20 protein-coding genes are annotated in these 20,540 nt (G+C 70.0%); 7 read left to right on the top strand and 13 right to left on the bottom strand.

Annotated elements, in window-relative coordinates; genetic code table 11:
* Window positions 1-66 precede the first annotated feature (66 nt).
* Complete coding sequence (locus tag ENSA5_RS34075; protein WP_219906914.1) at window positions 67-522, top strand: HU family DNA-binding protein; 456 nt, start codon at window positions 67-69, stop codon at window positions 520-522.
* A gap of 44 nt (window positions 523-566) precedes the next feature.
* Here the strand turns inward: ENSA5_RS34075 and ENSA5_RS34070 are convergent, their stop codons facing one another.
* The 3 genes from ENSA5_RS34070 to ENSA5_RS34060 are packed head-to-tail and all read right to left on the bottom strand — an operon-like array spanning window position 567 to window position 2,412.
* Complete coding sequence (locus ENSA5_RS34070) at window positions 567-1,310, bottom strand: crotonase/enoyl-CoA hydratase family protein (protein ID WP_106395897.1); 744 nt, start codon at window positions 1,308-1,310, stop codon at window positions 567-569.
* Window positions 1,307-1,906, bottom strand: coding sequence for a sigma-70 family RNA polymerase sigma factor (locus ENSA5_RS34065; RefSeq protein ID WP_106395896.1), 600 nt, complete (start codon window positions 1,904-1,906; stop codon window positions 1,307-1,309). The genes ENSA5_RS34070 and ENSA5_RS34065 overlap by 4 nt, the downstream gene beginning before the upstream one ends.
* 8 nt (window positions 1,907-1,914) lie before the next feature.
* Entirely contained in the window at window positions 1,915-2,412 is a 498-nt protein-coding gene (locus ENSA5_RS34060; protein WP_106395895.1) for an ArsI/CadI family heavy metal resistance metalloenzyme, read from the bottom strand.
* 202 nt (window positions 2,413-2,614) lie between these two features.
* Here ENSA5_RS34060 and ENSA5_RS34055 point away from each other — a divergent pair, with 202 nt between their 5' ends.
* Window positions 2,615-4,150: an efflux RND transporter periplasmic adaptor subunit gene (locus tag ENSA5_RS34055; RefSeq protein WP_106395894.1), complete on the top strand. Its 1,536-nt coding sequence runs from the start codon at window positions 2,615-2,617 to the stop codon at window positions 4,148-4,150.
* Window positions 4,147-7,272: an efflux RND transporter permease subunit gene (locus tag ENSA5_RS34050; protein WP_106395893.1), complete on the top strand. Its 3,126-nt coding sequence runs from the start codon at window positions 4,147-4,149 to the stop codon at window positions 7,270-7,272. Before ENSA5_RS34055 ends, ENSA5_RS34050 begins: the two co-directional genes overlap by 4 nt.
* Window positions 7,273-7,279: 7 nt before the next feature.
* Here ENSA5_RS34050 and ENSA5_RS34045 read toward each other — a convergent pair whose 3' ends face one another.
* The 4 genes from ENSA5_RS34045 to ENSA5_RS34020 all read right to left on the bottom strand — a co-directional run bounded on the left by ENSA5_RS34045 (window position 7,280) and on the right by ENSA5_RS34020 (window position 10,974).
* Window positions 7,280-7,987: a hypothetical protein gene (locus ENSA5_RS34045; protein WP_146156412.1), complete on the bottom strand. Its 708-nt coding sequence runs from the start codon at window positions 7,985-7,987 to the stop codon at window positions 7,280-7,282.
* Complete coding sequence (locus tag ENSA5_RS34040; RefSeq protein WP_146156411.1) at window positions 7,984-9,519, bottom strand: YHYH protein; 1,536 nt, start codon at window positions 9,517-9,519, stop codon at window positions 7,984-7,986. Before ENSA5_RS34040 ends, ENSA5_RS34045 begins: the two co-directional genes overlap by 4 nt.
* Window positions 9,516-10,265: a hypothetical protein gene (locus ENSA5_RS34030; protein WP_219906913.1), complete on the bottom strand. Its 750-nt coding sequence runs from the start codon at window positions 10,263-10,265 to the stop codon at window positions 9,516-9,518. The genes ENSA5_RS34040 and ENSA5_RS34030 overlap by 4 nt, the downstream gene beginning before the upstream one ends.
* 172 nt (window positions 10,266-10,437) lie before the next feature.
* Complete coding sequence (locus ENSA5_RS34020) at window positions 10,438-10,974, bottom strand: hypothetical protein (protein ID WP_106395889.1); 537 nt, start codon at window positions 10,972-10,974, stop codon at window positions 10,438-10,440.
* On the opposite strand from ENSA5_RS34020, the gene ENSA5_RS34015 reads away from it, so the two are divergent.
* Window positions 10,964-12,910 (top strand): PEP-utilizing enzyme, encoded by a 1,947-nt coding sequence (locus tag ENSA5_RS34015; RefSeq protein ID WP_106395888.1) that lies wholly within the window; start codon window positions 10,964-10,966, stop codon window positions 12,908-12,910. The two genes, ENSA5_RS34020 and ENSA5_RS34015, sit on opposite strands and share 11 nt — an antisense overlap.
* Window positions 12,911-13,042: 132 nt before the next feature.
* Here ENSA5_RS34015 and ENSA5_RS34010 read toward each other — a convergent pair whose 3' ends face one another.
* On the bottom strand, window positions 13,043-13,810 hold the full coding sequence (locus tag ENSA5_RS34010) for an NAD-dependent protein deacylase (protein WP_106395887.1): 768 nt from the start codon (window positions 13,808-13,810) through the stop codon (window positions 13,043-13,045).
* A 20-nt stretch (window positions 13,811-13,830) separates the two neighbouring features.
* Here ENSA5_RS34010 and ENSA5_RS38735 point away from each other — a divergent pair, with 20 nt between their 5' ends.
* Complete coding sequence (locus tag ENSA5_RS38735) at window positions 13,831-14,007, top strand: hypothetical protein (protein ID WP_181198444.1); 177 nt, start codon at window positions 13,831-13,833, stop codon at window positions 14,005-14,007.
* A gap of 1 nt (window position 14,008) precedes the next feature.
* On the opposite strand, the gene metF is transcribed toward ENSA5_RS38735, so the two are convergent.
* The 3 genes from metF to ENSA5_RS33995 are packed head-to-tail and all read right to left on the bottom strand — an operon-like array spanning window position 14,009 to window position 16,408.
* Window positions 14,009-14,938 (bottom strand): methylenetetrahydrofolate reductase [NAD(P)H], encoded by a 930-nt coding sequence (metF, locus tag ENSA5_RS34005; protein WP_106395886.1) that lies wholly within the window; start codon window positions 14,936-14,938, stop codon window positions 14,009-14,011.
* A 37-nt stretch (window positions 14,939-14,975) separates the two neighbouring features.
* Window positions 14,976-15,584, bottom strand: a complete 609-nt coding sequence (locus ENSA5_RS38730; RefSeq protein ID WP_181198443.1) for a hypothetical protein — start codon at window positions 15,582-15,584, stop codon at window positions 14,976-14,978.
* Between the two features lie 14 nt (window positions 15,585-15,598).
* Complete coding sequence (locus tag ENSA5_RS33995) at window positions 15,599-16,408, bottom strand: SDR family NAD(P)-dependent oxidoreductase (protein WP_181198442.1); 810 nt, start codon at window positions 16,406-16,408, stop codon at window positions 15,599-15,601.
* Between the two features lie 42 nt (window positions 16,409-16,450).
* Here ENSA5_RS33995 and ENSA5_RS33990 point away from each other — a divergent pair, with 42 nt between their 5' ends.
* Entirely contained in the window at window positions 16,451-17,053 is a 603-nt protein-coding gene (locus ENSA5_RS33990) for a GIY-YIG nuclease family protein (protein ID WP_106395884.1), read from the top strand.
* On the opposite strand, the gene dusB is transcribed toward ENSA5_RS33990, so the two are convergent.
* Window positions 17,037-18,260 carry a tRNA dihydrouridine synthase DusB gene (dusB, locus tag ENSA5_RS33985; protein WP_219906912.1) on the bottom strand — a complete coding sequence of 408 codons (1,224 nt, stop codon included), beginning with the start codon at window positions 18,258-18,260 and terminating at the stop codon, window positions 17,037-17,039. The genes ENSA5_RS33990 and dusB overlap by 17 nt on opposite strands.
* A gap of 170 nt (window positions 18,261-18,430) precedes the next feature.
* Between dusB and ENSA5_RS33980 the strand changes: the two genes are divergently transcribed.
* Window positions 18,431-19,075 carry a DUF4920 domain-containing protein gene (locus tag ENSA5_RS33980; protein ID WP_106395883.1) on the top strand — a complete coding sequence of 215 codons (645 nt, stop codon included), beginning with the start codon at window positions 18,431-18,433 and terminating at the stop codon, window positions 19,073-19,075.
* A gap of 125 nt (window positions 19,076-19,200) precedes the next feature.
* On the opposite strand, the gene ENSA5_RS33975 is transcribed toward ENSA5_RS33980, so the two are convergent.
* Window positions 19,201-20,280 carry a hypothetical protein gene (locus ENSA5_RS33975; RefSeq protein ID WP_146156410.1) on the bottom strand — a complete coding sequence of 360 codons (1,080 nt, stop codon included), beginning with the start codon at window positions 20,278-20,280 and terminating at the stop codon, window positions 19,201-19,203.
* Window positions 20,281-20,540: the final 260 nt, after the last annotated feature.

Below are 20,540 nucleotides of genomic sequence, written 5' to 3'. Positions count from 1 at the left end.
GCGCTCGCCCGAGCGGTCGCCTTGGCCCGCAAAACATCTTGATATCTCTCGCTTTTTAGCCATACCATGCACCCCCGTGGGCGTGCGGAGTGGCTCTCCCGCGTCTCCCGAATCCAAGAGCGAACGGTGACGAAGTCCGAGCTGATCGAGCGTGTCGCCCAAGAGTTGGGGCTGACCAAAGGCCGAGCCGAGATGGTCGTGAACACGATCTTCGACTCGATGACGACGGCGCTCATGGCTGGCGACGGCATCGAGATCCGTGGCTTCGGCAGCTTCACGGTCCGGCAGTACAAGGCCTACGAGGGTCGCAACCCCCGGACCGGCGACGTCGTCCACGTCGCGCCCAAGCGCCTGCCCTTCTTCAAGGTCGGCAAGGAGCTGCGCGAGCGGGTCAACGGTCGCTGGGTCCCCGAAGCCGACGCCCCGCAGCCGCCGCCGACTCGCGCGGCGCCCTCGTCGGGGCCGAGCAAGCCGCCCCCGCCCCGCCGCCGCGACGAGTCGCTGTCCGAAGACGTGATCTGAGCCTGTTCGAGAGGCCCACAAGTCCTGAATCGAGCGCGCTCGACTCAGGACTTGTCGGTGAAGCGACGCACGCCAGCGGCGAAGCCGGGGTCCCCGAGGACTCGCTGGCCGTGCTCGAGCTCGTTGGCGATCGCGGCGTCTTGGTCGAGGGACCACTGCTCGTAGCTCGACAGGCGATCCTCTCGCATGCAGAGCTGCGGGAAGCTGCTCAGCTGGGCGGCGAGCGCCCGGGCGCTCGTGAGCGCCTCGCCTGGTTCGCACAGGCGGTTGGCGAGACCCATGGCCTTGGCCTCGTCGCCGTGGACCTCGCGCCCGGTCAAGATCAGATCCAGGGCGTGGGCGTGGCCGATGAGGCGCGGGAGCCGGACGGTGCCACCGTCGATCAGCGGCACGCCGAAGCGTCGGCACAGCACGCCGAAGCGGGCGTTGGTGGCGGCGACCCGCAGGTCACACCACAGCGCGAGCTCGAGGCCCCCGGCGACCGCCCAGCCCTCGACCGCGGCGATGACCGGCTTGCTCAGGCGCATGCGCGTCGGACCCATCGGACCGTCGCCCTCGGGCGCGACCCGGTTGGGTTGACCCTCGGCGATCGCGTGGAGGTCGGCGCCAGCGCAGAAGCAGCCGCCGGCGCCAGTGAGGATCGCGACGTCGAGCTCGGGGTCGCCGTCGAAGCGGCGAAAGGCCGCGGCGAGGGCCTCGGCTGTCGGGCGATCGACGGCGTTGCGGCGCTGCGGCCGGTCGATCGTCACGATCGCGGCGCGGTCTTCGGTCTCGTAGCGGACGGTCATGTGTTGTTCGGCGTCCCCTGGCACCCACAGGGCTGGCACGCGCGGGGCTGGTAGTCGCTCACCCGCCCACGCACGTCGAGCTCGACGGCGCAGCACTCGAGCAGCTTGGCGTGGAGGAGGTCGCGGCCCCGCTGGACCCGCGACTTGAGCGTCGAGTAGGGCAGCGAGAGCGCGGTCGCGGCCTCGCGTTGCGACAGACCCTGCAGCTCGACCAGCTCGAGGACCTCGCGGTAGCGCGGCGGCAACAGCTCGATCTGGCCGCGAAGCCACGAGCCGAGCACGCGCGGCGCGTCGTTGACCGGCTCGGGCGGTGGCTCGCTCAGCTCGGGCAGCTCGACCTGCGGGCGCGAGCGGCGGTGGTAGTCCACGAGCGCGTTGCGGGCGATCCGAAACGCCCACGCGTCGAGGCGATCGCCTTCGCGCAGCTGCTCGCGGCGCTCGTGGATGCGCAAGAGCACGTCCTGAACGAGGTCGGCGCGGGCGTCGGGGTTGGCGACGCGGGCGCGAAAGAAGCCGTGCAAGACAGCGTCGAGGCGGCGCCAGTCCGCCTCGTCGATGCTCGCGTGAGCAGGGGTCGTCGCCGTCGTCGTCGCCATTGGCTGCGTCACGAGCAGCAAGTCGGCTCGCAGCAGCCGCGGTCTTGCTCGGCCTCGGGCCCAACCTCTTTGTCAGGGCTCGGCCGCGTGTGCTCGGGGATGTCGGCCTCGGTGACCACGAAGATCTCCCAGTCGTTGCCGTCGGGGTCGACGAACCAGACCTTGTCCTGGATCGCGTAGCAGCAGCCGACGCCCTCTTCGGTCCGAGCGCTGAGCCCGGCGCGCTCCATCGTCAGGCGTCGCTCGAGCACCTCGGCGGTCGACTTGACCTGGATGCCGAAGTGCGCGGGGGCGCGCTGGGGGGTCGCGCTCTCGCTGTGGTTGAGGGTCAAGTTCAGCGGCGGCTCGGTGACCTCGAATTTGACGTAGTCCGCGCGGACCTTGACCGGCGCGAGGCCGAGCAGCTGCTCGTAAAAGGCCCGGGAGCACTCGATGTCGCGGCAAGCGAGCGCGATGTGTGCGCGCATGCGGGTGGGAAACTCGACGGCGGTGGTGTGATGTTGCATGGCCAGGCTGACGCGGCAGGGGGACGATGGACGCAAGATAATCTGACCGGCTCGGCCCCAGCCTAACCCGGGTCAACGGGGCTGCGCGCGCGGCGGACCTCAGTGTCGCGAGGCGCGGGCGAGGCGGTCGTTTACCTAGGCTTTACGTCTGCGCCATCCCTCATCTCGTCCTGGCCGCGGAAACTCGGGCGACGAGAGCCGGATGTCACAGCCCAAGTCGATCCTCAAGCGCGCGCTCATCTTCTTCGGCCTCGTGGGCCTCGGCGTCGGAGCCTACCTGTGGTTGACGCGAGACGCCGGGAGCGCGCGCGGGCGGGCTCGCGGCGCGCAGGCCCAGCCCGTGCGGGTGATCGTCGCCGCCGAGGCGTCGGCGGTCCCGCGGGTGACCGGCTACGGCGAGGTCACCGCCCAGCGGACCTGGCAGGGGGTCGCCGAGGTCGGCGGGACGATCATCGACATGGATCCGAGCGTGCAGGTCGGTCGCATCGTCCGCGAGGGCACGGTCTTGTTCGAGATCGATCCCGGGGAGCTCGAGCTCGAGAAGCAACGCTCGGTCGCCACGGCCAAGGGGGTCCGGGCTCAGCTCGCCGAGATCCTGGCCCGTGAGGCCAGCGCCAAGGCGAGCCTCGAGGTCGAGGAAGACGTGCTGGCGCTCGCAAACAAGGAGCTCGAGCGGACCGAGTCGCTGCATCGCCAGGGCACGGCCTCGCTCAGCGAGGTCGAGGCCGCCGAGGCCGCGGTGCTCAGCGCGAAAAAATCGGTCGTCTCGCTGCGCAACACCCTCGCGGAGCTGCCGGCCTCGCGTCGGATCCTCCAGGCCCAGCTCGAAGAGGTCGACGCCGGGGTGACCGGCGCCGAGCTGGTCCTGGCCCGGACCAAGGTCGTCGCGCCGTTCACGATGCGGGTCAGCGAGCTCAGCGCGACCACGGGCCAGAGCGTGTCGGCGAACCAGGTCGTCGTCGTCGGTGAGGGGCTCGACGTCCTCGAGGTCACCGCGCGGCTGCCGATCGGCGGGATCGATCCCCTGCTGCCGGCCCGGCCCGAGCGCAGTCGGCCCGAGGCTGGGTCCGAGGCCGAAGCTGGGTCCGAGGCCGAGACTGGGTCCGAGGGCGAAGCTGAGCCCGAGCCCGAGCCCGAGCCCGAGCCCGAGCCCAACCCCGACGCGGGAGCCGAGGCCGAGCCGGGCGAGCCCGGCGACGGCCCCTCCGACGCCGAGGAGTCCGGGCAGCCGCGCCGCGGTCAGTGGTTCCAGCGCATCGCCGAGGTCGTCCAGCCGACGGTGCGCCTGCGGGTGTCGGGCGTCGACGCGGCCTGGCCCGCGCGCTTCAGTCGCTTCGCGGGCGTCGATCCCTTGACGCGCACGACCGGCGTCGTCGTCGAGGTCGATCGCTCCCAGCGCCGCGAAGGCACGGGCGAGGTCACGCTGAGCTCGGGTCTGCACGTCTCTGTCGACTTCGTCGGGGCGGCCAAGTCGGGCTGCCTCGCGGTGCCGATCGACGCGGTCCACGACGGGGTCGTCCACGTCGCCGTCGATGGCCAGCTCGAGCGACGCACGATCGAGATCGACTGGGCCCAAGAAGAGTTCGTGTGCGTGGCCGCCGGGCTCGCGGCCGGCGATCAGATCATCGTCAGCGAGGTCATCCCGGCGGTCGACGGTATGCGCGTGGCCCCGACCGAGGACGTCTACGAGACCGAGCGCCTCGCGGGTCTGCTCGGCGCCGACGAGGGCTCGCAATGATCAACTACTTCGCTCGCCACCCGACGGCGGCCAACCTCCTGATGATCGCGCTGATCCTGATCGGCGTGCTCTCGCTCCCCGACCTCCAGCGCGAGACCTACCCCGAGTTCGAGTCGGACGTCATCCAGATCCGCGCCTCCTACCCCGGCGCCGACGCCCAGACGATGGACGAGACCGTGGTCGCGCGGATCGAGGACGTGCTCGGCGGGCTCGAGGGCGTCGAGACGATCAGCGCGAGCTCGCGCGAGGGCTCGGCGTCGGTCTCGGTCGAGGTCTCCGACGGCTTCGAGGCCGAGACGCTGCTGACCGACATCGAGTCGGCCGTCAACGGGATCAACGACTTCCCGAGCGACATGGACGATCCCTCGGTCTCGCTCCAGTCGCGCGCGCGGAGCGTGGCGTCGATCGCGGTGACCGGGGCGATGTCCGGGCAGGATCTCAAGCTCTACCTCGAGCGGCTGGCCCGGCGCCTGCTCTCCGATCCCGACATCTCGCAGGTCAGCGTCGCCGGGTTCTCGACCCACCGCCTCCAGATCTCGCTCGATCAGGTCGCGCTGAGCCGCTACGGCCTCGACGTGTCCGGGGTCGCCGACGCGATCGCGGCCCAGAGCCTCGACAGCCCGCTCGGCGAGCTGCAGCTGCGCGGGCGGACCTTGCTGGTCCGCTACGAGGACAAGCGCGTGAGCCCCGACGAGCTGCGCAGCGTCGTCGTTGCGACCGGAGACAGTGGCGGGGAGATCCTGCTCGGCGACGTCGCCACGGTCGAGGACGCGTTCTCCGATGAGGCCGAGCAGACCTACTTCAACGGCGAACGCGCCGGGATGTTGGTCGTCAGCAAGGCCAGCACCGAGGACAGCCTCGAGGTCCTCGCGGCGATGGAGCGCTTCATCGACGAGCAGGAGCCGCTCAAGCCCGACGGCGTCGAGTTTCAGATCATCAACGACACGACCTCGGTGATCGAGGACCGCCTCGGGCTGTTGCTCAGCAACGGGCTCCAGGGCCTGCTCTTGGTGTTCTTGACCCTGTGGCTGTTCTTCGATCTCCGCCTCGCGTTTTGGGTCGTCGCCGGGATGCCGGTCGCGTTCCTCAGCGCCTTGTGGGTGATGTCGATGACCGGTCAGAGCCTCAACATGATGACGATGATGGGCCTGCTGGTCGCGATCGGCCTGCTGATGGACGACGCGATCGTGCTCGCCGAGAACGTCGCCTCGCAGCTCGAGGCCGGCAAGGCGCCGCTCGAGGCCACGATCGTCGGCGTCCGCGAGGTCGCGGGCGGGATCCTGTCCTCGTTTGCGACGACGATCTGCGTGTTCGTGCCGCTGTCGGCGATCGACGGCCGGATCGGCCGGACGCTGCAGGTCATCCCGGTCGTGCTGATCGCGGTCCTGGCCATGAGCCTGGTCGAGGCCTTCTTGATCTTGCCCAACCACCTCGGCCACTCGCTGCGTCCGCGCGGGCGTCGGTCCGCGATGCGCCAGCGCTTTGACGACGGGTTCGAGTGGCTGCGCGAGCGCGGGCTGGGCCGGGCCGTCGACTTCGTGGTCCGCCACCGCTACGCCGCCGTCAGCCTCGGGCTCGCGGCCTTCCTGGTCGCGCTCGGGGCCGTGCAGGGCGGCAAGCTGAGCTACCAGGCGTTCCCCGACGCCGAGGGCGACGTCGTCGAGTTTCGGCTCGAGATGCCGGCCGGGACCTCGCTCGAGGCGACCAAGCGCGAGACCGATCGGGTCGTGGCCGCGGCGATGCGGGTCTCGGACCGGCTCAGCTCGGAGCAGCCCGAGGGCCAGGCCCTGGTCCGGAACAGCTCGGTGCGCTTCAACTACAACTCCGCCGTCGACGCGAGCGGCCCCCACCTCGCGACGGTCTCGCTCGATCTGCTCAGCGTCGAGGTCCGCGAGACGACCCTCTCTGAGTTCACCGACGCGTGGCGCGAGGAGCTCGGGTCGGTCGCAAACGCGATCTCGGCCAACTTTGGAGCTGGCGGTCGCAGCGGCCCCAGCGGCAACGCGATCGAAGTCCGGGTCGCGGGCGACGACCTCGAGCGCCTCGACGAGGCCGCCGCCAAGGTCGAGGACTACTTCGCCGCGATCGACGGCGTGTCCGACCTCGGCGACGACCTCGAGCTCGACACGGCCCAGATCCGCGTGCGCCTGCGCCCGGGGATCGGCACCCCGGGCCTGACCGGGGCGACCGTGGCCTCGCAGATCAAGGCCGCGCTCGCCGGGGTGTCGGTCGAGAACCTGCTCGAGCGCGGCGAGGAGTTCGAGGTCTTCGTCGAGCTCGAGCGCAACCACCGCGACACCATCGCCGATCTCGAGATCCTGCCGATCCGGCTCCAGGACGGCACCTGGGTGCCGCTCGGCTCGATCGCGCTGATCGATCAGTCGCGCAGCTACGGCACCGTCAAGCGCCGCGAGGGCGCGCGAACCGTGACCGTGTCCGGGGCCCTCGATCGCGAGCAGGTCAACCTCGCCGCGCTGATGGCGGAGTTTAGTGACACCGGCCTCGCCGAGATCAGCGCCGAGTACTCCGACCTCGAGTTCTCGATCGGCGGTGAGATCGAAGACTCGGCCACGACCCTGGGCTCGATGGCCCAAGGCGCGCTGCTCGGGATGCTCGCGATCTTCGCGGTCCTGAGCCTCCAGCTGCGGACCTACATCGAGCCGATGCTGGTCATGCTCGCGATCCCCTTCGCCTTCGTCGGGGTGGTCGCGGGCAGCATGTTGATCGGCGCGCCGCTGAGCTCGCAGTCGATCCTCGGCTTCGTCTCGCTCGCGGGGATCGTGGTCAATGACTCGATCTTGCTGATGCTGTTCATCAAGCGCGCGCGGGCCGGGGGCATGTCGGTCATCGCCGCGGCGACCAAGGCGAGCCGCGAGCGCTTCCGCGCCGTGCTCTTGACCTCGGCGACGACGATCGCCGGGCTGGTCCCGCTGATGTTCGAGACCAGCCGCCAGGCGCAGATGCTGATCCCGGTCGCGACGAGCATCGTGTTCGGGCTCGCCGCGAGCACCGTGCTCGTGCTCGTGCTGCTGCCCGCGGCCTATGTCCTGCTCGCCGACCTCGGGCTGCTCGGCGCGGGCGCGGAACCAGACTCCGAGCTGGAGGCACCCTCGGCGCCCTGAGGCCGGCTCAGCGAGCCAGCGCCCAGTGGACCTCCGCGTCCCAACCCAGCGCCTGGCTGGCCGAGAACGCGAGGTCGAGGTCGCTGAGGGTCTCGAGCATGAGCCCGTCGAACGCCCGGGCGGGGTAGCGGACCAGCTCGACGCGGGCCTCGTCGACGTCGAGGGTCTCGTCCCAGGCCCCGATCGTGAACTCGGGCAGGACGGACACCGGCACGGTGTTGACGGCGTCGAACGAGACGGCCTCGGCCGCGCCCGGGGCCCGGTACCAGCCGGCCACGCGCGAGGTGATCTCGACCCCGTCGAGGGGGACCGTGCCCATGATCTGATACAGGTTGCAGTAGGGCAGCTCGCCGCCCTCGGCCTCGCCGACGAGCGTGGTCTGGCCGTCAACGAGATTCTCGATCACCTGAAGCACGAGCTGCGAGACGTCGTGGGTGTGACCGGCGTGGCGAAATTCTTCGTCCTCGGGGCACGCGACCAGCTCGAGGTTGGTGGTGCTCTGCCACCACGAGGTCAGCCCGACGGTGTAGCCGAGGTCGGTGGTGAACACCCGAGCGCCGTCGACGAGTTCGGCCTCCTCCCAGTCGCTGGCCAGCGCATAGTGGATACGCGCGGCGATCAGGCTGTCGGGCGGCGGCTCGGGCTCGAGCTCGAGCTCGGGGTCGCACGCGACCAGGGCAAGCACGGCCCCGAGCAGGAGTCGAGGGTTGGTCATGGCGGAGGACCACCTCCCATGCCGCCCATGTCCATGTCGAGCCGCGTGTAGGTGTCGTCGATCGCCATCTCGCTCGGGTCGTCCTTGTAGCAGCCGTTGACGTAGGGGAAGGTCGGCGTGCCCGCGTAGACGTAGCCGTCGGCGGTCTCGACCCCGTTGCAGCGGTCGAGGTAGACGTAGCCGTCGTCCTCGAGCACGTCGTCGTGCTCGACGAACTCGTGCCCGCACCAGCTGTAGTCCGGGGTCACGCAGCGCTGCTCGAGCGCGACCTCGCCAGCGTCCTCGACCAGCAGCGGGTGGCAGTAGAGGCGGCAGTTCATCGTGTCGCCGTCGCAGCAGTCGTCGCGGGTCGTGCAGCTGGAGAGCTCGACCCCGAGGTGGCTGGCAACGACCGCGTCCGTGTGGATGTTGGCGTCGTCGCTCGCGTCGTTCGCCCACCGCGCGAGGCCGGCGTAGACGTAGCCCGAGCGCGCCCGTCGGAGATCGGTGCAGGTGCCGTCGTCGTCGCGCTCCATGCACACACAGCCGCCCTCGAGGGGGTGGCCGTCGTAGGCCCAGCCGAGGGTGTCCGACTCGACGGTGCAGTCCGCCGCGTCGAGGTCTTCGATCACGAAGCTCGCCGCGCCCGTGGCGTAGCTGTTGGCCGGCTTGTCGTCGGCGTCCTGGGCCAGGCAGACCTCGTTGAGCCAGTGGTTGTGGGTGATCGCCGCCGGGTGGGTGCCGCAGTAGTCGACGAACAACTCGTCGGGATCGTCGTAGGCCCAAAACAGCGGCGAGCCGTAGGGATCCGGCCGCGCCTCCTCGCAGGGCGCGAACGCGGGGATGCCCGTGATCAGCGACGCGGTCTGGCCGTAGCACATGACCTTGTGGACGACCTCTTCGCCGTCGGTCACGTAGTGCTCGCCGGTGTTCGCGGTGCCGTCTTTGGTCTCGTACCAGCAGTGGCTCGACGGCGGCATGGTCGGGGTCATGTTGACGACGGCCATGCCCAGCGCCGACTCGCAGCCGGGGGCGTCGTACCAGTCGTCGGCGCTCACGTCGGAGCTGACGGCCACGGGCACGAGCGGGATCCGGTGGACGATCGGGGTCTCGGTGGTGTCGAAGATCGGCGCCGCCTGAGGATCGTAGTGGGGCAGGGCGTTCGAGGCGATGTACGCGTAGTCCTCGTCGCACAAGACCTCGACGCAGGGGCTCGCGGTGTTGCTCCCGTCCTCGCCGACGACCGAGTCTCCGGTGATCGTCAACCCGTCGAAGTTCATCAGGCTGGCCTCGATGGCCTCGGCCTGTTCGCCGCTGCACGCGCTGAGATCACCGAAGCTGACATCGGGGTAGAAGTCGCTCAGCAGATCCCAGCCCGAGCACTCGCCGACGGCCTCGCCGGTGTCGCCGTCGCCGGTGTCGCCGTCGCCGTCGCCGTCGCCGCTGCCGCTGCCGCTCTCGCCGGTCTCGCCGAGCTCGTCGTCCGCCCCGCTGTCGTCGGCGCAGGCGAGGGTCGCCAGGCTGACCATCACAACCCAAGCGTGCCACTTCATGGCATCACCCAGGCGCGGCAGAGGATGGTGTTGTGGGTCTGGAGGTCGGCGCCCCAGATCAGCGTCGCCGACGCGTCCCAGGTGATCTCGTTGTAGCCCTCCTTCGGAGAGACCTCGGCTTCGGTGTACTCGCTGGCGTTGGTCCACGCCGAGTCGTCGAAGTCCTCGCTCTTCCACGCGGCCGGCTCGTCGGAGATCTCGGCCTCGCAGGTCTCCTCGGGGTTGGGGTCGTCCTCGCAGTCCGTGTTCAGCGGCGCCTCGTGGATCGTCAGGCAGGTCCACTCCGAGCTCGAGACCGCGACCACTTCGCCGGAGTCGAGATCGGTGATCTGGGCGATGTAGCCACCGTCGCCCATCTGCTGGTTGGGCTCGCCGATGTACTCGAGCCCCGAGTCGTTCTCGATGAAGTCCTTCATGACCACGTTGATCAAGAAGGGCGGCGTGGCCTCGAAGGTGAACACCTCGGCGTTGAACGAGCGCTCAGTGGTGATCGACACCGAGTCCTCCATCACCAGCGTCTCGCCGACGTACATGGACGACCAGTTGTCGGCCCAGACCTCGCCCTGGTAGGTCGTCGCGCCGGCCGAAGTGTCGCCGTCGCCGTCGCCGTCGCCGTCGCCGTCTGTCTCTGCGGAGGTGTCGGAGGTGTCGGAGGTGTCGGTGCTCGCGTCGCCGGCGGACCCGTCGTCTGCGACGCAGCCGACGAGCAGCCAGGCGAACGCCCAAGCTCGATATTGTTGAACCATGCGGGGGCCGATAAGCAAGCCATGTGCCACCACCGTGCGACCATCTGCCTCCACCGACGGCGACCGCGATGGGGATCGGGCCGAAGCGGCTGCGGTTGCTGCAGCTCGGCTTGCGTATCCCGCAGCTGGGCGCTCGATGTCAGGTCCAGGCTGAGGCGGCCGCAGGCCGCCGCTACATCGTGCGGGCCTGCGCGAGCGTGACGACCACCCCGTGAGGATCGACGCTCTCCCACTGCTCGAGGTTGTAGTAGCCCCGCGCGAGCCACTGCAAAACGCGCGACTGACCGGCGGCCGCGCGCGCGAGCGGGCGGCGCTCGAGCCCGAGGAGACCGCGGATCACTCGGGGGCGCGGCACCGCGAGCTCGACGATCAACGTTCCGGGCGCGAGCGCGGGCAGACACGACTCGGGCGGCTCCGGCCGCTCGAGCGAGACCCCAAACAACAGGGCGTCGAGTTGATCGGGTGTTGCGCCACCTGCCCCGCTGGCTTCGTCCGGAGCCAGCGCGGGCCACTGCGCGAGCACGGAGCGGACCCGGCGTGGGGCCTGCTTCGGCGCCCACGCGGCCACCTTCATGCCCGCCAGGCGGACTGGCAGCCACTCGGCCAGTGGCGGACAAGGTAGGTGGATCTGCACGAGGGGATCTTGCTTGAATGAGGTCGTGTCCCCAAATCCATCCTGGAGCGCGTAGAATCGCCGGGTGAGCTTCACGATCGGCGAGGCCCCCGACCGCGATGATCTCGGCGACTACCCCAAGGTCGCGCGCCAGCATGCGCTGGCCGCCCGCGGGGTTCGGGTGCCGCCAGGCGTCGTCTTGGATCTGGCTCGCGCGCGGGCGGTGCTGCGGGCGACGGCGAGCGAGCGTGACGAAGCGCTCGCGTGGGTGAGCGAGCAGTTCGAGGCCGGCCACGCGCTGATCGCCCGGAGCGCGGGCTGCCGCGAAGATCGCGAGCAGACCAGCGGCGCCGGGCTCGGCATGTCGATCCCGGGCCTTCGCGACCTCAGCCAGCTCGAGGGCGCGCTCGCGATGATCGAGGCCCACGGTCGCACCCTCGTTGACGTCGGCAACCTCAACGCCGAGCGGACCTTGATGCTGATCCAGCGCGAGGTCCCGCGTCGGGCGCTGCTGGTGGTCGTGCGTGGCGGTGAGCCGGGGGATCGTTTTTACGTCGAGGTCCACGGCCCGGGCGCCGGGCCCGAGCCGCTGGCCGAGGGCCGCTCGCCGGATTGGGCCGGGCCGCTCGGCGAGTGGGGGGACGACAGCCGCGCCAAGGTCGAGTCGCTCGCGGCTCAGGTCTCCGCCAGCGAGGGCGGACCCCACGGCGCCGATCTCGAGATCGTCGTCGATCCCGAGGGCGAGGCCTGGCTGGTTCAGGCCCGGCCGCTCACCGCCGCGCTGCATCCGGGCTGGGCCGCGTTCTCCGAGGCCGTCGCGCGCGAGGGCCAGCAAAAACACATGCGCGGCTCGCTGCTCTTCGACGGCGAGCACAACCCCGCGCCCCTGTCGCGCGCGCACGCGTGGGTCATGCGGCGGCTCGGGACCCTGCGGCCGGGCAGGTCGGGCGATCCCGTGATCCTGGCCGGGTGGCTCTACGTCCGCGTGCTGCCCCGCGAGCTCGGTGCGCACAGCGGCGAGATCATGTCGGTCTACGACGCGCTGGCCTGGCTGCGCGACACGGCCCTGCCCCAGGCCCGCGTCGAGCTCGCGAGCTTCGCCGCGCTCCTCGCTGACCAGCCCCCGATCCGCGCCGCGCTCGCGCGGGCCGAGGCGCTGTTCCTGGCCATGATCGACGAGTACGTGGGTCGCCTGGTCCCGGCCCGCAAGGCCGCGCTGGCCAGGACCGCGGGCGCCGACTACGACCCCGGCACCGACGCCGAGTCCGAGACGGCGCCGCTGAGCCTGCGCGCGCGGGCCCACTTCCTCGACGTGCTGCCGGCGGTCTGGGACATCGCGAGCCCGAGCCTCGCCGAGCTCTTCGACGAGGTCGACGACGACGAGGAGGAGCACGCTCTACCCGAGAGCGAGGCCGCGGCCGCGCGGCTGCTCGGCGAGTGGGACGACCACCTGTTCGCCTGCGGCCTCGCCCCGCTGCGCGAGCTGTGGCGCTACGCCGGTCGGCGCCTCGACATCGACGACGCGCGGGTGTTCTTGCTCGACGGTGACGAGCTCGTCGCGCTCGACGAGGACGCGCTCGCGCTCGGCGACGCCGACGAGCTCGAGCGCGAGCTTCGTCGCCGCGCGGAGCTGCTCGCGGCTCAGGCCCAGCTCGATCCGCCCAGCCGCATCATCGACGGACAGCCGCTGCCGCACCCCTTCGGCGGGCGCCTGCGCGGGCTCGCGATCGGCGAGCCCTTCGAGGGGCCGATCGCCCAGCGTCGGGACCTGCGCGACTTGCTCGCGGACCCCCCGGTCGCGGGCGCGGTCCTGTGCATCCCGGCGCTCACCGCCCAGGCCGCGGTCGCCCTGGTCCGGCTCGGCGTCCGGGCGGTCTGCACCGAGTACGGCGGCGCGCTCGCTCATGGCGCGCTGATGGCCCGCGAGCTCGGGCTGTCGGCGCTGATCGGCTGCCACGGGTGCACGCGGCTGGCCGAGGGCACGATCGCCCGCGTCGACACCCGCGCCCGGCGCCTGTTCGCGTCGGACTAGACCTAAATCAAGCGCTGAATTTAAAAAGCTGAATGATTTAGGGCTCGTACGAGCCGCAAGGCGAGCGTTTGGGGTGAGCGGAGGGGGCTTTGCCGCCGGAGCGAGGGGCCTTTTTGAAAGGCCCCTTGAGGACTAGACCAGCGCCTGCATCGCCGCTGCGGCGCCGAGCCGCAGGTGGATGTCGACGAGGTCCGAGACCTCGCTGGTCCCCGGGTTGATCTCGATCGTCAGGCCGCCCGCGGCCCGGGTCGCGAGGACCGGGGCTGAGATGTAGGGGAACACCGCGGTGGTCCCGATCGAGATCACCGCGTCAAAGCCCCGCTCGAGCTCGCGTTGGAGCCGCTCGATCTTCGCCCTTGGCAGCAGCTCGCCGAACAGGACCACGTCGGGCCGGATGACCGCGCCGCACTCGGGGCAGCTCGGCGTGTCGGTGGCGAGGCGGCCGTCGAATTCGCTGTAGTCGGTCACGCGGTCTCGCCAGGCGCACGCCGTGCAGATCAGCTGGTGGACGTCGCCGTGGATGTCGAGGATCTGCTCGGACCCGGCGGCCGCGTGGAGACCGTCGACGTTCTGGGTCAGGACCCAGACCCGCTCCCGGGACCGCTCGAGCTCGGCGATCCGGGCGTGGGCGGTGTTGGGCTTCGCGCCGCGGCAGGCCTGCTCGATCTCGCGGATGTACTTCCAGGTCCGGCTCGGCTCGGCCCGAAACATGGGCCCCGACAGGCAGGCCTCGATCGGGAGGCCGTCCTCGGTCTCGCCCTGATCGTAGAGCCCTCCGACGCCGCGGTAGGTCGGGAGGCCCGAGTCCGCCGAGATCCCGGCGCCGGTCACGAACAGGATGCTCTGGGCCGGCGCGAGGCGCTTCGCCGCTCGCTCGATGAGGTCGCGCTGGCTGTCCATGGCCCCCATGCTAATCCTAGGTGGCCCTCGCAACCACGCTGACCATGGACAAGCTCAAGCCCTACGCCGTGCCCCTCGTCGCCCTCGTGATCACGCTGCTGTGGTTCTTCGTGATCCGCCCGATGCTCGACGAGCCCGGAGCCGATGGCGCGAATCAGCACGACACCAAGGCGGCGTCGCCGGCCAAGACCGAGTAGCTCAGCGCACGGGCCGCGCGAGCTCGAGGATCTCGAACAGGGCCCGCGTCGCGGGCGAGCGGTTGAGCGTATAGAAGTGAACCCCGGCGACCGTCGAAGCTTGGCGCCGGAAGGGCCCTCCGGGAGGGCGATCGAGGAGCTCGCGGCACTGGTGGGCGGCGTAGCTGACCCCGGTCCAGAACACCTCTTGGGGGTCGTAGCCGTCCTTGGTGTCGGCGATCGCGTGGAGGCGCTGGTGGAGCACCTTGGGGATCGTCGCCCCGCACATCTTGGTGAAGCGCTCGATCTGCTTGACGTTGGTGACCGGCATGATGCCCGGGATGATCGGGACCTCGATGCCGGCCCCGCGCGCGCGATCCGTGAACTCGAAGTAGGCCGCGTTGTCGAAGAAGAGCTGGGAGATCAAAAATTCCGCGCCCGCGTCGACCTTGGCCTGGAGGTTGCGCAGGTCGGCCTCGCCGCTTGGGGCCTCGGGGTGGACCTCGGGGTAGCAGGCCCCGCCGACGCACAGCTCCGGCCAGCGATCGCGCAGCCACGCGGTCAGCTCGCTCGCGTAGCGAAAGCCCCCGGGCGTGTGCTCGAAGGTCTCTTGGCCCCGGGGGGGATCGCCGCGCAGGGCCAGGATGTTGCGGATGCCCTGCTCGAGCAGGCGCTCGACGACGGCCTCGAGCTCGTCGCGGGTGCTGCCCGCGCAGGTCAGGTGGGCGAGGGGCTCGACGCCGAGCTCACGCTTGATCCGACCGACGAGCTCGACGGTCCGGGTCCGGGTGCTGCCGCCGGCCCCGTAGGTCACCGACACGAAGTCGGGCTCGAGCGGGGCGAGCTGCTCGAGGCTCCGCCACAGCACGCGCTCACCCTTCGCGTTCTTGGGCGGGAAGAACTCGAAGCTGAACACCGGGCGCTTGTGGGCGAGTCGATCGCGGATCAGCATGCCAGCATCGGATAGCACGGCCGTGGGTCCGGGGACATCAGTTGTCGCAGAAGTCCGAGCACTCTCCGTCGAGGATGCACTCGAGCGCGGCGCCGGAGGACGGAGGCGGCTCATCGTCGATGTTACATTCGATCACGCACTGGTCCTGGGGCTTTCCATCCTGGAGGATGCACGTGATGTAGCACGCGCACTCTAGGAGGCCGTCGCAGGCGAACAGCGGTTCGCAGCACTGGTCGTTGATGCACTCGAGGCAGTCCGCTTCGAGGTCGAGGTTCGTGCACGTGTCGCCGCTGTCGGTGCCGGTCTCGCCTGCTCCGGTCTCGGTCTCGCCATCGCCATCGCCGTCGCCGTCGCCGTCGCCATCACCTGGCCCGGTGTCGCCGTCGCCGTCGCCGTCGCCGGGCCCGGTGTCGCCGTCGCCGTCGCTGTCGCCTGGCCCGGTGTCGCCGTCGCCGTCGCCTGGCCCGGTGTCGCCGTCACCCTCACCGGAGTTCGAGTCGGCGCTCGCGCCCTCGGTGTCGTTGCTGTCGCCGATCTCCATCTGCTGGGTCTCGGTCGCCGCGGCGTCGAAGGCCGGGTTGTCCCTCCGGCAGGCCAGCGAGAGCAGCACGCACAGCCCAACACCGACGCTCGAGCGAGGTCCCATACGCTGCGATTGTATCAGTCCTTCGTCTGCTCGAGCGCGTCGGCGCGGCGCTCGAGCGCGCGGAGGATGCCCATCGCGCGCAGGGCCGGCGCCTCGATCCCGGGGAACAGCTCGCGGAGCGCGAGCAGAGGCCGGACCGGTCCGGCTGTGACCAGGACCTCGGGGGCGCCGTCGATCGCCCGAAGCACCGCCCGGCTGACCTTCTCGGGCTTGACCTCGCGCAACGCCAGGGGGGCGCGCAGCCCCGTCCGGCCCCACATGCCTGCGGAGACGAAGCCCGGGCAGACAACGGCGACGTGGACGCCGGTCCCGAGCAGCTCGATCCGCAGCGAGGCCGAGAAGCCCGTGAGCCCGGATTTGGTCGCGGCGTAGACCGAGTTGTAGGGCGTCGCGCCCTTGCCCGACATCGACGACACGTTGACGATCGTCCCGCGTCCGCGGGCGATCATGCCCGGGAGCGCGCGGCGGGTGAGATCGATCGGCGCGGTGAGGTTGAGCGCGAGCTGGGCCTCGACTTGAGCGTCGGTCTGATCGAGGAGGCGCCGCGTGTACTCGACGCCCGCGTTGTTGATCAGGATGTCGACCTCGCCGGCGGCCGAACTCAGGCTCGCGCGCTCGTCCGCGCGCGCGAGGTCGGCCGCGAGGACCGTGACCGGGGCCCCGAGGGCCTCGCAGGCCGCGGCCGTGTCGGCGAGCTGGGTCTCATCCCGGGCGGTCAGGATCAGCGTCGCGCCGCGCTCGGCCAGCCCCCGGGCGATGTGCGCCCCCAAGCCTCGGGATGCGCCAGTCAGCAGGACCTTGCGTTGACGGAGATCGAGCGCCATCGCGTGGACTCTAGCGGAACTTCGGGGCAGCCTCATTGACCAATGAGCGACGAGACCGAGGCCCTGCGCTGGTGGCTGTACCTGCTGCGATCGGCTCGGGGCCGAACCTACGTCGGGATCAGCACCGAGCTCGACCGGCGCCTCGCCCAGCACAACGGCGAGCAGCCCGGCGGCGCCAAGTCGACCCGGGCCGGGCGACCCTGGACACTGGCCCGGACCTGGGGCCCCTTTTCGCGGAGCGAGGCCTCGATTCACGAGTACCAGCTCAAGCGCTGCCGAGGCCCGCGGCGATCGACCTGGGAGCCGAGCGAGCCCAGCCGCTCGCGCGAAGCGATCGCCACGGCCGAGCTCGAGACCCCGCAGACCACCCGGAGCGTGGCCAAGAAGACGGCGGCGAAGAAGACGACGACAGCGAAGAAGACGGCGGCGGCGAAGAAGAAGACGGCGACAGCGAAGAAGAAGACGGCGGCAGCGAAAAAGAAGACGGCGGCGAAGAAAAAGAAGACGGCGGCGAAGAAAAAGAAGAAGACGGCGGCGGCGGCGAAGAAGAAGACGACTGCAGCGAAAAAGAAGACGGCGGCGAAGAAAAAGACGGTGAAAAAGAAGAAGACGGCAAAGAAGGGCGCCCTCAGCCGCCGGAGCTGAGCTGCTCGGCGTCTGCCGCTGGCGGGCGATCGTCATCGAGCTCGTCGCGGTAGCCGGCTGGGAGCACGACCTTGCGCAGCCGGCCACGCTTGCCTCGGACGGCCCGCAGCGCGTGGTCGGGGAAGGGCTCGTCGGGGTCGCAGCTCGCGAGGAGCTCGTCGAGCTCGGCCAGCGTCTCGACGTGCATCAGCCGCTCGCGCAGCGCGGTGCTGCCCCGGAAACCCTTCGTGTACCAGCTCGCGTGCTTTCGAAACGCCCGCAGCGCCCCCTGCTCCACGGACAGCCCCGCCCGCCCACGCTCGGACCCCTCGCGGCCCGACCACGCGACCATGGCCCCGGCGTGCTCGCGCATGATCGCGGCGACGACCCCAAAGCGAGGCGGCGCGCCGGGCTGTCGGCCGCACAGCAGCTCGACGAGCTCCGCGAACAACCACGGCCGCCCCAGGCACCCGCGCCCAATGATGACCCCCGCGCAGCCGGTCTCGCGCATCATCCTGCGCGCGTCGTCGGCCTCCCAGATGTCGCCGTTGCCGAACACGGGGATTGTGAGGAGATCGACGAGCTCCGCGATCGCGTCCCAGTCGGCGCCGTCCTCGTAGAACTGCGCGGCCGTGCGCGCGTGGAGCCCAACGGCTGCGCAGCCCTCGTCCTGCCCGACGCGCCCGGCGTCGCGGAAGGTCAAGAGGCGATCGTCGATGCCCTTGCGGAATTTGATCGTGACCGGAATTTCGCCCGCGGCCCCGACCGCGGCGCGGACGATCTTCGCGAGCAGCTTGGGCTTGGCCGGGATCGCCGAGCCGCCACCGCGGCGGGTGACCTTGGGCACCGGGCAGCCAAAGTTCATGTCGAGATGATCGATCGAGCCCTCGCCGACGAGGCGCTTGACCGCCTCGCCCACGTGGTAGGGGTCGACGCCGTAGAGCTGAAGGCTGCGCGGGGACTCGTCGGGGCCGAAGCTCGCGAGGCGCAGGGTCTTGCGGTTGCCCTCGACCAGCGGCCGCGCGGTGATCATCTCGCTCACGAACAAGCCCGGTGTCTGGCCCGGTGTCGCGGTATCGGGGCCACCGGTGCGGGCGAAGGCCTCGGCTGCGAAGCGACGGCACAGCGCGCGAAAGGGGTAGTCCGTGACCCCGGCCATCGGCGCGAGCACCACCGGTGGCCACAGCTCGATCGCGCCGAGCCGGACGGGCTTTGGGCTTTGGGCCACGTCGCAGTCTCCCTTACTTGGGCGAGCTCAGAAAACGAAAACCCTTTTCAGCAGCCTCTCTCGTTTGCGGCGTGCCCGCCCGCCCCGCGTGAGCTTTTGCCCACTGTACCGGAGCAAATCGCGGGTGTCGGACCATTGACCACCCGATCGTCCATGGCAAACTGCCGGCCATGCGTTCGTTGCCGATGATGCTCACGCTCGCCCTCGCGCTGACCCCCCTGACCGCCTGCGACAAGAAGGCCGACGAGGGTAAGGACAAAGCTGAGGACAAGAAGGACGAGAAGGCCGAGGAGAAGGCCGACGCCAAGGCCGACGCCAAGAAGGCCGGCGATCAGGAGGTCGCGGCCGGGACCGTCGACCCCGAGGAAGGCTGCATCCACGAAGAGAAGAAGGCCGAGGGTGAGAGCTGCGAGCATGGCGAGGCCGCGCCGACCGAGTCGACCGGCCACTTTGGCGCAGCGTTCGCGCTCGCCGAGGCCCAGCCGCTGTCGGCCGTGCTGGCCAGCGGGGTGCCGAGCGAGGCCGTGAAGGTCAGCGGCACCGTCGAGAGCGTGTGTCAGAAGAAGGGCTGCTGGATGGTCATCAACGAGGGCGAGTTCTCGGCGCGGGTGCTCGTCAAGGACCACGCGTTCGCAATCCCGATGGATGGCGAGGGCAAGGCCGCGATCGTCGAGGGCACGCTCGAGGCCAAGGAGCTGACCGAGGCCAACGTCGCGCACCTCAAGCGAGACGGCGACGACAAGCTCGAGGGTGACGGGCCGCGGCAGGAGATCTTCCTTCACGCGACCGCTGTCGAGCTCGCCGCCAACAGCTGAGTTCAATCGCACACGACGAGAGCCGCCCGCGTTGCGCGAGGCGGCTCGTTCAATTCGTGGGCGCGACTCGTTTTAGGTCCTCAGCGCGCTGTTCGCCCTCATCCCCGGGGGCTGAGCGCCCCCGCTCACTTCTTCGGGTACGCGTGGGCGAGGTAGGGCGCGAGGACCATCGCCTCGTCCTTCGTGATCTCGGCGCCCTCCTCGACCATCGAGGTGACGACCTCGGCCCAGCCCGCGATGTCGGCCCCGCCGTAGCTCTCGACCTCGTCGAGCTCGTGGCAGTCCTTGCAGCGGGCCTCGACGATCGCCTTGCCCTTGGCCTCGTCGACCTCGATGCTCGGGCCTGAGGTGTCGGCGGCTGCGGCCGCGGCCTCGGGCGCCCTGGCCATCGCGGCCACGGTCTTGGCCTGCTCCGCGCGAGCCTGGCGCTCGTCTGCGACCTTGCGCTTGCGAGAGGCCTGGATGTCGGGCGAGATCGCGATCAGGTAGGCGGTCACGTAGGGCACCTCCTCGTCGGACAGCGGGTTGCTGCTGAACGGGTCGGGCTTGTCTTGCATGCGGATCACGAGCTCGTGCCAGCGCGCGCCCGTGCGCGGCTTGAGCAGGATCGTGCGCATGTCGTGGCAGGTCACGCACTTGTTGACGAGCAGGTCGCGGCCCTCCTGGAGGCCGCGCCTCGAGGTCAGCTCGGCGAGCTCGGGCGCGCCCTCGCCAAAGTCGATCGTCTCGAGCACCTTCTCGGTCCGCGCGATGTTCTCGGGGTCGGCGGTCCGGCCCTGGAGATCGAGAGCCCGGGCCGCGTGGGGGACCGACAAGGTGATCAGCACGACCGTGCACAACATCAGCCCAAAGCCGAACTTCGGCGTCGCCTCCTCGAAGTGGCGAAAGAACAGCAAGATCATGATCTTGGTGATCAGCAAGACACCCAAGATGATCGCCACGACCGCGTGGATGACCGTCCGCGCCGGGAGCTCGTACTGGTACTGCCACAGGCGCGGAAACATGTTCCACATCATCGCGATGTAGATCAGCCCGTAGACGTAGCCGACGAAGGCGTGAAACCGCAGCCAGCGCTTGGGCGCCTCGGTCTTCTTTGTCTCTTCATTCCAGAATTTGGGTCCCCACAGCCACGCCTGCAGCAGCACGGCGGCGACCGCCAGCGCGAGGAACAAGACACCCAGCCACATGCTCGTGGTCACGCTCATGCTGTCATTCTTTCGCGCCCGGGTGGTCGAGGAGGAGGTCGATATCGCTCCGGGCTCCTTCGCGATTTACCACGAGTAGCGGCGAATGCGCGATCTCAGAAGGTCGCTGGGGGACAATCCTCCCGGGGATTGGATCTGCGTCGGAGACCCCGGCGCCCGGCTGCTCGGCTCGCTGACCAAGTTCATCGGCGAGTATTGGCTTGTGCATGCGTGGTGCTCGGGATTACGTCAAAAATTTGAGCTAATTATCAGATTGAGGC

It is taken from the genome of Enhygromyxa salina, from assembly GCF_002994615.1.
Lineage (GTDB): Bacteria > Myxococcota_A > Polyangia > Nannocystales > Nannocystaceae > Plesiocystis > Plesiocystis salina_A.
This window is presented reverse-complemented; position numbering and strand designations above follow the sequence as displayed.